Annotated in this window: 10 protein-coding genes; 6 read left to right on the forward strand and 4 right to left on the reverse strand. The window is 69.3% G+C overall.

Annotation, left to right across the window (positions count from 1 at the left end; all coding sequences use genetic code 11):
* Window positions 1–121 precede the first annotated feature (121 nt).
* Window positions 122–1,966, reverse strand: a complete 1,845-nt coding sequence (gene ilvD, locus K1T34_RS27090) for a dihydroxy-acid dehydratase (protein ID WP_220237605.1) — start codon at window positions 1,964–1,966, stop codon at window positions 122–124.
* A 72-nt stretch (window positions 1,967–2,038) separates the two neighbouring features.
* Window positions 2,039–2,575: a PH domain-containing protein gene (locus K1T34_RS27095; RefSeq protein ID WP_220237606.1), complete on the reverse strand. Its 537-nt coding sequence runs from the start codon at window positions 2,573–2,575 to the stop codon at window positions 2,039–2,041.
* A 333-nt stretch (window positions 2,576–2,908) separates the two neighbouring features.
* Here K1T34_RS27095 and K1T34_RS27100 point away from each other — a divergent pair, with 333 nt between their 5' ends.
* The 4 genes from K1T34_RS27100 (at window position 2,909) to K1T34_RS27115 (ending at window position 6,775) form a co-directional block, all read left to right on the forward strand.
* Entirely contained in the window at window positions 2,909–4,813 is a 1,905-nt protein-coding gene (locus K1T34_RS27100; protein WP_220237607.1) for an acetolactate synthase large subunit, read from the forward strand.
* Window positions 4,810–5,316 (forward strand): acetolactate synthase small subunit, encoded by a 507-nt coding sequence (gene ilvN / locus K1T34_RS27105; protein ID WP_220237608.1) that lies wholly within the window; start codon window positions 4,810–4,812, stop codon window positions 5,314–5,316. The genes K1T34_RS27100 and ilvN overlap by 4 nt, the downstream gene beginning before the upstream one ends.
* A 51-nt stretch (window positions 5,317–5,367) precedes the next feature.
* Window positions 5,368–6,381 (forward strand): ketol-acid reductoisomerase, encoded by a 1,014-nt coding sequence (gene ilvC, locus K1T34_RS27110; RefSeq protein ID WP_220237609.1) that lies wholly within the window; start codon window positions 5,368–5,370, stop codon window positions 6,379–6,381.
* A gap of 118 nt (window positions 6,382–6,499) precedes the next feature.
* A complete protein-coding gene (locus K1T34_RS27115) occupies window positions 6,500–6,775 on the forward strand; it encodes a DUF397 domain-containing protein (RefSeq protein ID WP_220237610.1) in 276 nt (91 codons plus the stop codon).
* On the opposite strand, the gene K1T34_RS27120 is transcribed toward K1T34_RS27115, so the two are convergent.
* Both K1T34_RS27120 and K1T34_RS27125 read right to left on the reverse strand, forming a co-directional pair.
* Window positions 6,772–7,665, reverse strand: a complete 894-nt coding sequence (locus tag K1T34_RS27120) for a nuclear transport factor 2 family protein (protein ID WP_220237611.1) — start codon at window positions 7,663–7,665, stop codon at window positions 6,772–6,774. The genes K1T34_RS27115 and K1T34_RS27120 overlap by 4 nt on opposite strands.
* Window positions 7,666–7,744: 79 nt before the next feature.
* Window positions 7,745–9,085 (reverse strand): ankyrin repeat domain-containing protein, encoded by a 1,341-nt coding sequence (locus K1T34_RS27125; protein WP_220237612.1) that lies wholly within the window; start codon window positions 9,083–9,085, stop codon window positions 7,745–7,747.
* Window positions 9,086–10,074: 989 nt separating this feature from the next.
* Here K1T34_RS27125 and serA point away from each other — a divergent pair.
* Together serA and K1T34_RS27135 are read left to right on the forward strand one after the other, a co-directional pair.
* Window positions 10,075–11,673, forward strand: coding sequence for a phosphoglycerate dehydrogenase (gene serA, locus K1T34_RS27130; RefSeq protein WP_220237613.1), 1,599 nt, complete (start codon window positions 10,075–10,077; stop codon window positions 11,671–11,673).
* Window positions 11,674–11,943: 270 nt separating this feature from the next.
* The gene (locus K1T34_RS27135) at window positions 11,944–15,285 is read left to right on the forward strand and encodes a S8 family serine peptidase (protein ID WP_220237614.1); all 3,342 of its coding nucleotides are present in this window, start codon (window positions 11,944–11,946) and stop codon (window positions 15,283–15,285) included.
* Window positions 15,286–15,471 lie beyond the last annotated feature (186 nt).

Below are 15,471 nucleotides of genomic sequence, written 5' to 3' on the forward strand. Positions count from 1 at the left end.
CCGGAGCTCTTGCCGGGCCGCTGACCAGCACGAAGACCGCCGTCGCCACTCAGCGGCAACGAACGAAAAGGGCCGTCCACCCCCTCGGCGATGGACGGCCCGTCTCATTCAACCGTCAAGCTCACTTGTTCGGGTCCCGCACCGCGCCGGTGTCTGCGGAGGTGGCCATCCGGGCGTACGCGCGCAGTGCCGCCGTGATCGGGCGCTGACGCTCCTTCGGCTGCCACGGCCGCTCCGCCGTCTCCATCTTCGACCGGCGCTCCGCCAGGATCTCGGCGTCGACCAGCAGCTCGAGGCGGCGTTCGTGGACGTCCAGCAGAATGCGGTCACCGTTCTCGACCAGGCCGATCAGGCCGCACGCCGCTGCCTCCGGCGAGATGTGGCCGACGGAGATGCCCGACGAGCCGCCCGAGAAGCGCCCGTCCGTGATCAGCGCGCACTTCTTGCCCAGGCCCGAGCCCTTAAGGAACGCGGTGGGGTGCAGCATCTCCTGCATGCCCGGCCCGCCGGCAGGACCCTCGTAACGGATCACCAGCACCTCGCCCGGCTGGATCTCCTTCTTCAGGATCGCCGACACGGCCTCCTCCTGGCTCTCGAGCACCCGCGCCGGGCCTTCGAAGTGCCACAGGTCCTCGTCGATGCCGGCGGCCTTGATCACGGCGCCGTTCTCGGCCAGGTTGCCGCGCAGGATCGCGAGGCCGCCGTCCTTCGTGTACGCGTGCTCGACGTCGTGGATGCAGCCGCCGACGGCGTCGGTGTCGAGCGACGACCAGCGGTTCTCCGTCGAGAACGCCTTGGTGGTGCGCACCCCACCCGGCGCGGCGTGGAACAGCTCCAGCGCCTTCTGCGACGGCGACTCGGCGCGGATGTCCCACTCGTTCAGCCACGAGTCGAGGTCGGGGGAGTGGACCGAGTGGACGCCGGTGTTCAGCAGGCCACCGCGGTAGAGCTCGCCCAGGATGGCGGGGATGCCGCCGGCTCGGTGGACGTCTTCCATGTGGTAGTCGGAGTTCGGCGCCACCTTCGACAGGCACGGCACGCGGCGGCCGATGTCGTCGATGTCGCTGATCGTGAAGTCGACCTCGCCTTCCTGTGCGGCGGCGAGGATGTGCAGCACGGTGTTGGTCGAGCCGCCCATGGCCATGTCCAGCGCCATCGCGTTCTCGAACGCGGCGCGGGTGGCGATCGAGCGGGGCAGCGCCGACTCGTCGTCCTCGCCGTACCAGCGCTTGCACAGGTCGATGACCGTGCGCCCGGCGCCGGAGAACAGTTCGCGGCGCGCGGCGTGCGTGGCCAGCGTGGAGCCGTTGCCCGGCAGCGACAGGCCCAGCGCTTCGGTGAGGCAGTTCATAGAGTTCGCGGTGAACATGCCGGAGCAGGAACCGCAGGTCGGGCACGCTGAGCGCTCGACGATCGACAGCCCGTCCTCGTCGACCTCGCTGCTCGCCGACGCGGCGATCGCGGTGATCAGGTCGGTGGGTGCCTGGGCGACGCCGCCGACGACCACGGCCTTGCCCGCTTCCATCGGCCCGCCGGAGACGAACACGGTGGGGATGTTGAGGCGCATGGCGGCGTTGAGCATGCCCGGCGTGATCTTGTCGCAGTTGGAGATGCAGACGAGGGCGTCGGCCTGGTGCGCGTTGACCATGTACTCCACGGAGTCCGCGATGATCTCGCGCGAGGGCAGCGAGTAGAGCATGCCCGAGTGGCCCATCGCGATGCCGTCGTCGACGGCGATCGTGTGGAACTCGCGCGCGATGCCGCCGGCTTCCTTCACGGCCTCGGCGACGATCTCCCCGAGGTCCTTGAGGTGCACGTGGCCCGGCACGAACTGCGTGTAGGAGTTGGCGATGGCGACGATTGGCTTGCCGAAGTCGCTGTCGGTCATCCCGGTCGCGCGCCAGAGGGCGCGCGCGCCCGCCGCGTTGCGGCCGTGGGTGGTGGTCCGGGAACGGAGGTGCGGCACGGCATTCTCCCAGGTCAGAAGGCTGGTCCAGGCGGAGTCACGAGACCGCTCCGCAAACTGGTCCTACCAATTCTACTCGCTGGGCTCGGCCTTGGAACCGCCGGTCTCGGCGGACGTGGCCTCGGGGGTCTGCTCCGGGGCCTTCTCGGCCGGCTTCGCAGCTGCTTTTTCAGCGGCCGGCTTCAGCTCTTCGTCACTCAGCACACCCGAGGGGTCCTTGATCTTCCCCTCGCTCACGAGCGCGAGCACCGGAAGATGGCGCGTTCTCACCGTGGGCAACGTGACCTGCGTGTCGTCGCCCAGCACGGCACGCACACGCGCCCTGCCGGTGATCGCGAGTCCCTTCAGCGACGACCACGGGAGGTCGCGCTTGCCGAACACCGTCCGCACGGCCAGGCCCTGGCGCGTCGCGACGGTGCGCGTGCGCACGACGAAGACGAACAGCGCGATCGGGAAGATGTACAGCCATTGCAGCCCGTTGATCTCCCCGAGTGCGATCGGTGTCACACACACGGTCAGGAGCGCGATCGCCATGTACGCCGTGCTGGGGATCTTGAACACGGCCTTCCGGCCTTCGTCCGCGCGCTGGTCCTGCTCTTTTTCGGCCACCAATGAATGGTGCACCGCGTCTCCGGCGTGCTTGCGCCCGGGTCGAGGGGTCGCCCGAAGAGCAGTACTGGCGGTCCAGCATGCGGAACCGCCGTCTCGCAGAGTTGACACTCGCGCGGACGCCGGTCTAACGTCAGCGCCGTGACAACGCAGACCGGCCTCGTACTTCCTCAGCGCGTCGACGCTTAGGAAGAGTCCGCTGCGTCGACGCGCGACCCTCGTGCGACCTTACGGTCGGCGGGGGTTTTTTGTTGCGTAGAACCGGTTTCCGACCGGCTGTACGGCTCCAGACAACCCGAACGAGTGACACCGAGAACCCACGAGGCAGAACCGATGACCAGTGCCACGTCGCGCAGCGACGCGAAGCCCGGGCCGACCGCGCCCGGTGTCCCCGGAGCACGTCCGAAGCCGGCGCCGCCGGCGGGAACCCCGGTAAGGGTCACGGGCGCGCAGTCGCTCGTCCGCTCGCTCGAGGCCGTTGGCGCCGAAGTCGTCTTCGGCATTCCCGGTGGCACCATCCTCCCGGCGTACGACCCGCTGCTCGACTCCACGAAGCTCCGCCACATCCTCGTCCGGCACGAGCAGGGCGCCGGGCACGCCGCCACCGGCTACGCCCAGGCGACCGGCAAGGTCGGCGTCTGCATGGCGACGTCGGGCCCGGGCGCCACGAACCTGGTCACCCCGCTGGCCGACGCCAACATGGACTCCGTGCCCGTCGTCGCCATCACGGGGCAGCAGTCGCGCGCGCTGATCGGCACCGACGCGTTCCAGGAAGCCGACATCTGCGGCATCACCATGCCGGTCACCAAGCACAACTTCCTCGTCACCGACCCGGCCGAGATCCCGCGGACCATCGCCGAGGCATTCCACTTGGCGCTCACGGGCCGACCCGGCCCGGTGCTGGTGGACATCCCCAAGGACGTGCTGCAGGAGATGACCTCGTTCTCCTGGCCGCCCGAGATGCGGCTGCCGGGTTACCGCCCGACGCTGCGCCCGCACGGCAAGCAGGTGCGCGAAGCCGCGAAGCTCATCGCGAACGCGCGCCGGCCCGTTCTCTACGTCGGCGGCGGCGTGATCAAGGCCGAGGCCTCGCAGCAGCTGCTGGAGCTGGCCGAGCTGACCGGCATCCCGGTCGCCACCACGCTGATGGCGCGCGGCGCGTTCCCCGACTCGCACCGCCAGCACGTCGGCATGCCCGGCATGCACGGCACCGTCGCCGCGGTCGCGTCGATGCAGCGGTCCGACCTGCTGATCGCGCTCGGCGCCCGCTTCGACGACCGCGTCACCGGCGCGACGTCGTCGTTCGCGCCCGACGCGAAGGTGATCCACGCCGACATCGACCCGGCCGAGATCTCCAAGAACCGCAAGGCCGACGTGCCGATCGTCGGTGACTGCAACGAGATCATCGGCGAGCTGATCGCCGCCGTGAAGGCCGAGTTCGAGCACGGGCACCAGCCGGACCTCACCGACTGGTGGACGCAGGTCGACTCCTGGCGCGACACCTACCCGGCCGGCTACGAGTGGCCCGACGACGGTTCGCTGTCGCCGCAGTACGTCATCGAGCGCATCGGTGAGCTCGCCGGTCCCGACGCGGTCTTCACCGCCGGCGTCGGCCAGCACCAGATGTGGGCCGCGCAGTTCGTGAAGTACGAGAAGCCGCGTACATGGATCAACTCCGGCGGCCTCGGCACCATGGGCTTCGCCGTCCCGGCGGCCATGGGTGCGCAGTTCGGCCTGCCCGACACGCAGGTGTGGGCGATCGACGGCGACGGCTGCTTCCAGATGACCAACCAGGAGCTAGCCACGTGCGCCATCGAGGGCGCGCCGATCAAGGTCGCCGTGATCAACAACGGCAACCTCGGCATGATCCGGCAGTGGCAGAACCTCTTCTACTCGGAGCGGTACTCCAACAGCGATCTCGGTACCCACAAGCACCGCATCCCCGACTTCACGCTGCTGGCCGAGGCCCTCGGCTGCGCCGGGCTGCGCTGTGAGACCAAGGAGGACGTCGACGCGACGATCCGACGCGCGATGGAGATCAACGACCGTCCTGTCGTGATCGATTTCGTCGTGGGGAAGGATGCCCAGGTGTGGCCGATGGTGGCCGCGGGCACCGGCAACGACGAGATCATGGCCGTCCGCGGCATCCGGCCGCTGTTCGACGACGACGAGGTTTCGCAGGAAGCCGCCGAGACCCTCGAAGCCGCCGAAGCTGCCGCGGAAGGAGAAAACCGATGACCGTCCACACGTTGAGCGTGCTGGTCGAGAACAAGCCCGGCGTGCTAGCCCGGGTGTCCGGCCTGTTCTCCCGCCGCGGTTTCAACATCGAGTCTCTTGCCGTGGGCCCTACGGAAAACCCCGAGGTGTCCCGCATGACGATCGTGGTCGCCGTTGAAGAGCTACCGCTCGAACAGGTGACCAAACAGCTCAACAAGCTGGTCAACGTGATCAAGATCGTGGAGCTGGAACAGTCCAGCGCGGTGCAGCGTGAACTGCTGCTCGTGAAGGTCCGGGCCGACGCGACCGTGCGCAGCCAGGTCCTCGAGACCGTCCAGCTCTTCCGTGCCAAGGTGGTGGACGTGTCCCCGGAGGCGCTCACCGTCGAGGCGACCGGGACATCGGACAAGATCGGCGCACTTTTGCGCATGCTCGAGCCGTACGGCATCCGTGAGCTCGTGCAGTCCGGCATGGTCGCGGTGGGTCGCGGGGCCCGCTCGATCACCGCCACCTCGCCCCGCTGATTCTTGAGAAGTCGATTCTTCAGCAGTAACCCGAAAGGAAGCAGTACCCCCATGGCAGTGGAAATCTTCTACGACGACGACGCGGACCTTTCGATCATCCAGGGTCGCAAGGTCGCCGTGATCGGCTACGGCAGCCAGGGCCACGCCCACTCTCTGAGCCTGCGTGACTCCGGTGTCGACGTCCGCATCGGCCTGCCGGAGGGGTCGAAGTCGCGGGCGAAGGCCGAGGAGCAGGGCCTGCGCGTGCTGAACGTCGCCGAGGCCGCGGCCGAGGCCGATCTGATCATGATCCTCGCGCCGGACACGAAGCAGCGCTTCATCTACTCCGAGGACATCGCGCCGAACCTGAAGGACGGCGACGCGATCTTCTTCGGCCACGGCTTCAACATTCGCTACGACCTGATCAAGCCGCCGGGCAACGTCGACGTCGCCATGGTCGCCCCGAAGGGCCCGGGTCACCTCGTGCGCCGCCAGTTCGTGGACGGCAAGGGCGTGCCCTGCCTGATCGCGGTGGAGCAGGACGCGACCGGTGGCGCCCAGGCGCTGGCCCTGTCGTACGCGGCCGCCATCGGCGGTGCGCGCGCGGGCGTCATCAAGACGACGTTCACCGAGGAGACCGAGACCGACCTCTTCGGCGAGCAGGCCGTGCTCTGCGGTGGCGCGTCGGCGCTGGTGCAGACGGGCTTCGAGGTGCTGACCGAGGCCGGTTACGCCCCGGAGATCGCCTACTTCGAGGTGCTGCACGAGCTCAAGCTGATCGTCGACCTCATGTACGAGGGTGGCATCGCGCGTCAGCGTTACTCGATCTCCGACACGGCCGAGTACGGCGACCTCACCCGCGGCCCGCGCGTGATCTCGCCGGCGGTGAAGCAGGAGATGCAGAAGATCCTGGGCGAGATCCAGGACGGCACCTTCGCGCGCGAGTGGGTCGCCGAGGACGAGGCCGGGCGCCCGAACTTCATCAAGCTCGAGGAGCAGGGCAACCAGCACCCGATCGAGGAGACCGGCAAGAAGCTGCGTGCCCTCATGTCGTGGGTGGACCGGCCGATCACCGAGACCGCCTGATCGTCTTGTGATGGCTTGATCGTTCGAAAGGCCCCCTCACCCGCAGGTGAGGGGGCCTTTTCGGTGGTTTCGCCGTTCAGCGGCGAGACCTGTCGCGGTGGGTCGATACGCTGGTGCCATGAGTGATCAGCCCGTCGACGACAAGGCGCACATCCGGCACGAGCTGGACCTCACCGACGCCCCTTGGATCAGGGCCGAGCCCGAAGGCGTCACGCTCGAGGACTGCGTGGAGTACGCCTTCGTGCCGCACACCGACGGCGTCACGTACGTCGCGATGCGCCAGTCGTCGAAACCGGACGGCGTGGTGCTCGTGTTCACGCCGTCGGAGTGGGACGCGTTCGTGAAGGGCGTCCGTGACGGCGAGTTCGACCTGCCTGAGGACCTCGAGGCCTAGGCGATTACGCGGTCGACCAGCTCCTGGAGCCGGCCGGTCGCGGCCGCGAGCGCCGGGTGGTCGCCGTAGTCGCGCGACTCGACGATCTCCCCGTCGCGCACGCGCAGCGCGAAGATGTTGTTGACGCGGAACGGCGTTGCGCCGAGTTGCCCCTCGTAGGCGAATTCGCCGATCAGCACCTCGGGGTCGGTGCTCTGGTAGGTGACGAGGTCGGTGGCCTGCATGCGGATGCCGATTTCCCCGGCCAGCGCGAAGTGCGTGCGCAGGTCTTCGCGGGACTTCAGCATGGGCGCGCCCGGCAGGAACGGGTGGCGGACGTCGGTTTGCTCGGCATAGAGGTCGGGCAGCTCGGACCAGCGCTGGTCGGAAACGCCGTAACAGAGCCGTTGGAACACACCCAGCGGGCTCTTGCGGTCGGCGAGCCGCGCCGGCCGCGGCTGGACCGGGCCGGGTTCGTGGGGCGGGACTTGGGCGTACGCCTCGGCGAGCCCGGCCGCCGCTCCCTGGACCGCCGCCATCCGCAGGTAGTCGTGGTAGTCGCGGCTGTGGACGATCAGCCCGTCGCGCACCCTCAGCATCTGGATGTTCTCGGTTTCGGTCTTTTCGCCGCTGAGCGACGATTCCGCCGTGTACCGGAACTCGGCGACGATCACCTCGGGGTCCGTCATCTCGTGGACGACGACGTCGCTGGTCGACAGCCGGAGCGTCGCCCCCAGTCCGCCCACAAACCGCTCGTGCACCGCTTTTCGACCCTCGATTCGGCCGGGGACGGGGATCGCGGTGGGGTGCTCGACGACGGTGTTCTCCGCGTAGAGCTGGGAAAGCTCGTTGAACCGGCCCGCGGTGATGCCCTCGGAAAGCCGCTCGAAGACCTCTCGGGGTGTGGTCATGGTTGTCCTCCCAGTGGATGAAACGGAGTCCGTAGTCCGCCTCTTCGGGTCGACGATACGGACTACGGACTCCGCTTGTCTACCGGGCTTTCGCCAGCAGGGCGCGCGCGGCGGGGCTGTCGCACGCGTCGGCCCAGCCTTCGGGTGTGGAGTTCCAGAGGCCGTCGCGCGCGTCGAGGTCGGCGCCGGCCCGGACGAGGACCTCGATGACGTCGAGCCGGTTGTTCTGCGCGGCGAGGTGCAGAGCGGTGATCCCGACGCCGTGCTTCGGGCCGCCGAAAGTCCCAACGCGGTTCACGTCGGCGCCCAGCTCCAGCAAGGTCCGCACGGCGGCGATTTTGCCCTGCGCGGCGGCCCAGGTGAGCGCGGTGCCGCGGTAGACGTCGGCGTCGAGGTCCGCGCCGCGCTCGGCGAGGGTGCGCAGGGTGTCGGTGCGATCGTTGCGCGCTGCCCAGCTGAGGGCTTCGTCGCGGATCTCCCGGGGATCGTCGCTGGGGCGCCACAACGGGAAACCACTGTGGGGCCGGTAGAACTCGCGGTGCGCACCCGCCGCCGGCGTGAGTGTCCCGTTCGGACGGACGAGCTCGTCCAGCAGCTCGGCGTCCCCGATGCTCGCTGCGACGCGAAGATTGCGAGGGGACCGGTCGCGCGTTGCCAGTTTTTCGGCCACAGTCCGGTTTCCCCAGAACAACGCGACGACGAGAGGCGTCCCGCCGTCGCCGCGCGCCGACACATCGAGTGGTGCGCCGGCGTCGAGGAGCAGATCGGCGAGCAGGGGCAGATCGCTGTACGCGGCCTGGTGCAACGGGGTCCAGCCGTGGGCGTTGCCCCGCGCGGGATCGGCGCCGCGTTCGAGCAGGACGCGCGTGAGCCGCTCGTCGCAGGTGGCGCCGGCCATGCCGAGGAGGTCGTTGCCGTTGGTGCCGCGCACGTGGACGAGTTCGGGGAACTCGTCGACCACCGCCGCCAGCCCGTCGACGTCCCTCGCCTCCAGGAGGCGAAACGCCCGCGCGAACGGCTCGCCACTGTCCGACAACGCCGCGACGTGCTGGCGCAGCCCGCGCCACGACCCGAACCCGTGTTCCTTGGCGACGACCGTCCGCGCGCCCTCGCGCGTCAACGGCTGGTCGTGGCGCTCGAACGCCTCGCGCGCCCCGGCCGTCCCGTCCTCGGCGGACGCGAGCAGTCCGAGGGCGCGCTCGCCGTAGTACTCGGTGTCGGCGTGGTAGGCGTGCTGCAGATTCGGCCCACCCTCGGCGACGCGCCGGACGTACGCCTGCAACTTCGGCCAACTTGGAAACCCGTGCCCGCGCGCGACGCGGAACTGCGCCTCGGACAACTTGATCGACTCCGCGCGTGCCAGCTCTTTCGCGCGCTTGCGCAGCTGGGCGAGATCGGGTTTTGCGGGCAACGCGGCCATGGGGGAGTCCTTCCTTCCCTCGGTTCGCCCGTGGTCCGCCGGCACCGGGCAGGGAAGAAGGCGCACGCACCGCACTTCACTTCGGGGGTGGGCTCAGCCCTTTCCGCGGACGGGACGCAGCCCTCACCGCGCCTCGCCACTGTACCGCCCGCCTGTCCCGGTTTCGCCCCTCAACGGCAACGCCGGTGGTCGCCGGGTGTGGCCGTAGTGGGCTCTGGGGCGGGGAAGGGATGAAGGTCCCCTTCATGCATTGCCGGGTCACTGTGGGTGCCGAACCGCGGGTGAAGGTCCCCTTCATCCGCGGACGGGTCGAGGTCGCGCCGCAAAGGGGTGAAGGGCCCCTCCACGCGCAGGCGAATGGCGATGGGTGACGGCGAAGGGGCGGAGGGACCCTTCACCCATTGCGGGCGGCTTCGCGGCCGTTGCAGCGGTGAAGGGGCCCTTCATTCGGCGCTGGACCGCGGTGGATGTTCGGGACAGCGTGAAGGTCCCCTTCATCCGGCCGAGAACGTGTCAAAGTCCCCTCCACGCACCCGTGCACCGGATCGCGCTGCGCACGAAGGGATGAAGGTCCCCTTCACCCCTAGCCCGCGCCCACGCCATAGACCCCCGAACGAATGAACATTCCCATCGTTCACCCGAGCACCACGACGTAATAAATCCCTTTCACCCCAATCGCCCCAACCTCACCACGCCACCTCATCCCACCAGGTGGAACACACAAAACACCCCACCCGCCGCACCCCGACTGTCGACACCCCGGCACCGTTTTCCTTGCCGCAAACCCAATCCCCGCCCAAGCGACCCACCCCGACCGCCGACCACCCTGACCGGCCCCGCGACCGAGTTTTCGCCGGATTACGAGCGAGTTAACAACGCGGGCAGCACCGGGGCCCCCGACCGGGCTAAACTCCCGCCCATCCGGGCACAACGGCGTGCGCCGTAGGAGAGCGTCCTCGATTTCGTGACCAGATAGTGGGAGCCGCATCGTGACCAAGCCCAGCAAACCCGTCGTCCTCATCGCGGAGAAGCTCGCGCCTTCCGTGCTGAGTGTGTTCGGTGACGAGGTAGAGGTACGGCATGTGGACGGCACGGACCGTCCCGCGCTGCTCGAGGCGGTGAAGAGCGCCGACGCGCTCCTGGTGCGATCCGCCACGAAGGTCGACGCCGAGGTGCTCGGCGCGACCACGCAGCTCAAGGTCGTGGCCCGCGCCGGTGTCGGGCTGGACAACGTCGAGGTGCCCGCCGCCACCGAGCGTGGCGTGCTGGTGGTCAACGCCCCGACGTCGAACATCGTGTCTGCCGCCGAGCACGCCGTGGCGCTGCTGCTTTCTGTCGCCCGTCGCGTGCCGGCCGCCGACCAGAGCCTGCGCGGTGGCGAGTGGAAGCGCAGCTCGTTCTCGGGCGTCGAGCTCAACGGCAAGACCATCGGTGTCGTCGGCCTCGGCAAGATCGGCCAGCTGTTCAGCCAGCGCCTCGCCGCGTTCGGCACGAAGCTGATCGCGTACGACCCCTACGTCTCGGCCGCCCGCGCCGCGCAGCTCGGCATCGAGCTCGTGCCGCTCGACGAGCTGCTCGAGCGCGCTGACGCGATCTCCATCCACCTGCCGAAGACGCCGGAGACCAAGGGCCTCATCGACGCCGAGGCGCTCAAGAAGACCAAGCCGGGCGTGATCATCGTCAACGCCGCGCGCGGTGGCCTGATCGTCGAGGAGGCGCTGGCCGACTCGATCCGCAGCGGCCACGTCGGCGGCGCGGGCATCGACGTGTTCGTCACCGAGCCCACCACCGCCAGCCCGCTGTTCGAGCTGCCCAACGTGGTCGTCACCCCGCACCTGGGCGCGTCCACCTCGGAGGCGCAGGACCGCGCGGGCACCGACGTCGCCCGTTCCGTGCTGCTGGCGCTGCGCGGCGATTTCGTGCCGGACGCGGTGAACGTCTCGGGCGGCGGCGCCGTCGGCGAGCACGTGCGGCCGTACCTGTCGCTCACGCAGAAGCTGGGCACGGTGCTCACGGCGCTGAGCCCGAAGGCGCCGACGTCGGTGACTGTCGAGGTCAAGGGCGAGCTGTCCAGCGAGGACACGTCGGTGCTGCAGCTCGCGGCGCTGCGCGGGGTGTTCGCCGCTGTCGTCGACGACCAGGTCACCTTCGTCAACGCGCCGCGGCTCGCCGAGGAGCTGGGCGTGCAGGTGGATCTTGTCACCGAGACCGAGAGCCCGAAGTTCCGCAGCCTCGTCACGGTGCGTGCGGTCCACGCGGACGGCGCCGTGCTGACGGTGTCCGGTTCGGTGACCGGCAAGGACGAGGTCGAGAAGATCGTCGAGGTCAACGGTCGTCACTTCGACCTGCGCGCCGAGGGCAACGTGCTGCTGCTGGACTACCCGGACCGCCCGGGCGTGATGGGCCGCGTCGGCACGCTGCTCGGCGAGGCCGGCATCAACATCGAGGCCGCGCAGATCAGCCAGACCACCGACGGCTCCGACGCCGTGATGCTGCTGCGCGTCGACCGCCACGTGGACAGCAACGTCCTCGAGCCGATCGGCGCCACCGTGGGTGCGCACACGATCCGCGCGGTGGACTTCAACTAGCTCCGCCCGTTTTTCGAAAGCCCCTTTCCCCGTCCGAGTGGCGGGGGAAGGGGCTTTCTTTGTGGAGTCCACCCAGACGGGCAACATTCGTATAACGGAGCATTTTCGCCACGAAAGTAGGTGTATCGGGCAGCTAGGTTCTGTGCCGCGAGGCAGAACCACGCGCCGTGAGAGCACGGTGCGGCGCCGGTGCTCACCTGTCGGGGGTGGTGATCGGGGAGCGCCAGGCAGGTTCGCGATCCAGGCCTCGAGTAAAGGGGTTGGGTACTCATGAGCAGATCCCGGTTGCCCGGGTGGGCTGCGCGTTCGACGGCTGCCGTGTCCGCGGTGGTCCTGGCCGCAGCCGTCTCCGCCGCGTCTGGCGCGTCGGCGCAGGGTGCGCCGCTCGCCGACCCGGTCGCGCCGGCCAAGGTCGCCGCCGCGGGGTTGCAGGGCAAGATCTCGCCGCGGCTCGACGCCGCGCGGGGCAAGATCACCGCGTTCGTGGAGCTGGCGAAGAAGCCGGCCGTCGACGCGTTCAACGCCGAGCAGGGCAAGGGCGCCGGCAAGGAGAAGGCCAAGCAGGCTGCGCGCGCCGCGAAGGCGGACGTCGCCGCCGCGGTGAACTCCGTCGTCGGGCAGCTCAAGAAGGCCGACGCGGGCACGCAGCTGGTCACGCAGACGTCGAACGCCGTCGCGGGCGCCGTAGTGACCGCAGACGCGGCAAAGATCCGTGAGCTCGCGAAGCGTCCCGACGTCGTTTCGGTGCGCACGGTCGTGCCGAAGACCAAGAACAACGCCAGCGCCGAGCAGCTCACCAACACGCTCGCCAGCTGGCAGCAGACCGGCAAGTTCGGTGACGGCATCCGCGTCGGCGTGATCGACGACGGCATCGACTACACCCACGCCGACTTCGGTGGCCCCGGCACGCCGGCGGCCTACCAGGCAGTGGACCGGACCAAGCCGTCGCCGCTGTTCCCGAGCGCCAAGGTCGTGGGCGGTACGGACTTCGTCGGCGACGACTACGACGCCGAGGGCAAGACCGGCTCGCCCACGCCGAAGCCGGACTCCAACCCCATCGCGTGCGGCGAGCACGGCACGCACGTGGCCGGCACCATTGCGGGCTTCGGTGTGAACGCCGACGGCACCACGTTCACCGGCAACTACAAGAAGCTGAACAAGAAGCAGCTCGACGCCATGCGCATCGGCCCGGGCACCGCGCCCAAGGCGTTGCTCTACGCGCTCAAGGTGTTCGGCTGCACCGGTTCGACGAACGTCACGTCGCAGGCGCTCGACTGGGCGCTCGACCCCGACGGCGACGGTGACTTCACCGACCACCTCGACATCGTCAACCTGTCGCTGGGCAGCGACTTCGGCGCGCCGGACGACCCCGACTCGCTGTTCGTGCGCAAGCTCGCCCAGAACGGCGTCCTGCCGGTCCTCGCGGCGGGCAACGGCGGCGACCTCAACGACGTCGCGGGCTCGCCGGGCAACACGCCCGAGGCGCTCACCGTCGCCAGCAGCCGCGACGCCGGCGAGCTGAAGGACGCCCTCGAGGTCACGGCTCCGATCAAGGGACAGCAGCCGGGCCAGTACAGCCAGGACTACACGGGCTACGACACGCTCGACCTCACCGCGCCCGTCGTGCCGATCTCAGCCGCCAACAACGCGGGCTGCAATGCCTTCTCCGCTGAGGACAAGGCCAAGGTCGCGGGCAAGATCGCGTGGCTGGAGTGGGACGACAACGACTCCACCCGCGCCTGTGGTTCCGCGGCGCGCGCCAACAACGCGCAGGCCGCCGGAGCCAAGGGCGTGCTGCTGTCGTCCACTTTGGAGCACCCCGCTGCCGGGATCGCGGGCAACGCCGGTGTGCCGATGTTCCAGCTCACCGGCAAGGCCACCACGGCCGTGCGCCCTGGCCTGACCGCCGGCACGCTGACGGTGCACTTCTTCGGCGCCGGGCGGGCGAGCCTGCAGACCACGGACAAGACGATCGTGGACACCCCGAGCTCGTTCACCTCGCGTGGTGGCCGTGGCCCGTCGGTGAAGCCGGACGTCACGGCGCCCGGTGACACGATCACGTCGGCGTTCCGCGGAAGCGGCAACGGCCGGCTCTCCATCTCGGGCACGTCGATGGCCACCCCGCACACCGCAGGCATCACCGCGCTGGTCCGCCAGACGCACCCCGACTGGAACGTCGAGGAGGTCAAGGCCGACGTCGTGGGCTCGGCCGTGCACGAACTCACCGACGGCGCCGGCCACACCTACGCGCCGCAGCGCGTGGGCACCGGCCGCATCGACGCCAAGGCCGCGCTGGACAACCAGGTGCTCGCCTACGTGCAGGACGACCCGGGTGCCGTGAGCGTCACGTTCGGCACCGTCGAGGCGGCGGGACCGGTCACGCTCTCGAAGACGATCAAGGTCGTCAACAAGGGCACCGCACCGGTCGAGTACTCGGTGGCGTACGAGGCCGTGGACTCACTGCCCGGCGTGCAGTACACAGTGGACAAAAGCTCGGTGAAGCTGAACCCGCGCGGGGTCGCGACGGTGAAGGTGACGTTGAAGATCACCGACCCGAAGGCGCTGCGCAAGGTCATGGACCCGACCATGGAGGCCGCGCAGGCCGGGCTCGCCCGCCAGTTCGTGGCCGACGCTTCGGGCCGCGTCGCGTTCACCCCGAAGAACGGCGCCACGGTGCCGCTGCGGGTGGCCGTGTACTCGGCGCCGAAACCGGTCTCGGCCATCACGACGCCGGCCGGCGTGCGCTTCGGCGGGAGCCAGAACCAGGCCGTGTTGAACCTGGGCGGCAAGGGCATCGACCAGGGCACCGGCGCGCAGCGCTACCGCTCGCTGGTCAGCGTGCTGGAGCTGCAGGCCGAATCGGCGCAGCTGCCGGAGTGCGGCGCGGGCGTCTCGTCCGACTGCACGCTCAACGGCACCGCGAAGGGCGGCGACCTGCGCTACATCGGTGCGGCGTCGACGGCCCCGCTCGCCAAGGCGCAGGGCGAACCGGAGAACGCCATGCTCGCGTTCGGCCTCACGACCTGGGGCGACTTCGCGAACCTGGGCAGCAACACGATCCCGTTCGTCGACTTCGACACGACCGGCGACGGCCAGCCGGACTTCGAGACCTTCGTGACGAAGGCGACGGGCACCGACGTGCTCCTGGCCGCCACGGTGTCGTTGACGCAGGCGGGCAACCCGACGGTGGACGTGCAGGCCGTCAACGGTCAGCTCGGCGACGTGGACACCAACGTGTTCGACACCAACGTGATCGTGCTGCCGGTCAGCATCGCCGCGCTGGGCATCGACCCGAACGAGGCGTCGCACCGGATCAGCTACACGGTCGGCACGGCGGGGTACTACGTCGCGCCGGGCAGCACCGACGGGCTGATCGACTTCGTCGGCACGTCGCTCTCGTTCGACGCGCTGGCGCCGGCGTTCTCGGTGCAGGGCGGCGGTGACGCGGCCCTCGGCTACGTCGCCAAGCCCGGCACCCAGCTGGTGGTCAACCGTAACGCGGCGGCCATCGCCGGTGACAAGCCGAAGGGCCTGCTGGCGATCGAGCACCACAACGCGGCCGGCTCGCGCGCGGGTGTCGTGCGGATCGAGTCGACGGTGACACGGCCGTGAGGTAAGGCCCCGTCACCCGGCCAGGCAGGGTGACGGGGTCCTCCGATCGGGGAAGGCTTGTCTCGCTGGTCAGGTTCCCCGAATAGCGGCGATAGGGGGCTTTCCGGGTCGTTGGGACCCGGGAGGCCCCTTTGCCTTTCACCCGTTCAGGTGTCTCACCCTGCGGGAGGATGCGGCATAAGGGTG

The organism is Amycolatopsis sp. DSM 110486 (genome assembly GCF_019468465.1).
Taxonomy (GTDB): domain Bacteria; phylum Actinomycetota; class Actinomycetes; order Mycobacteriales; family Pseudonocardiaceae; genus Amycolatopsis.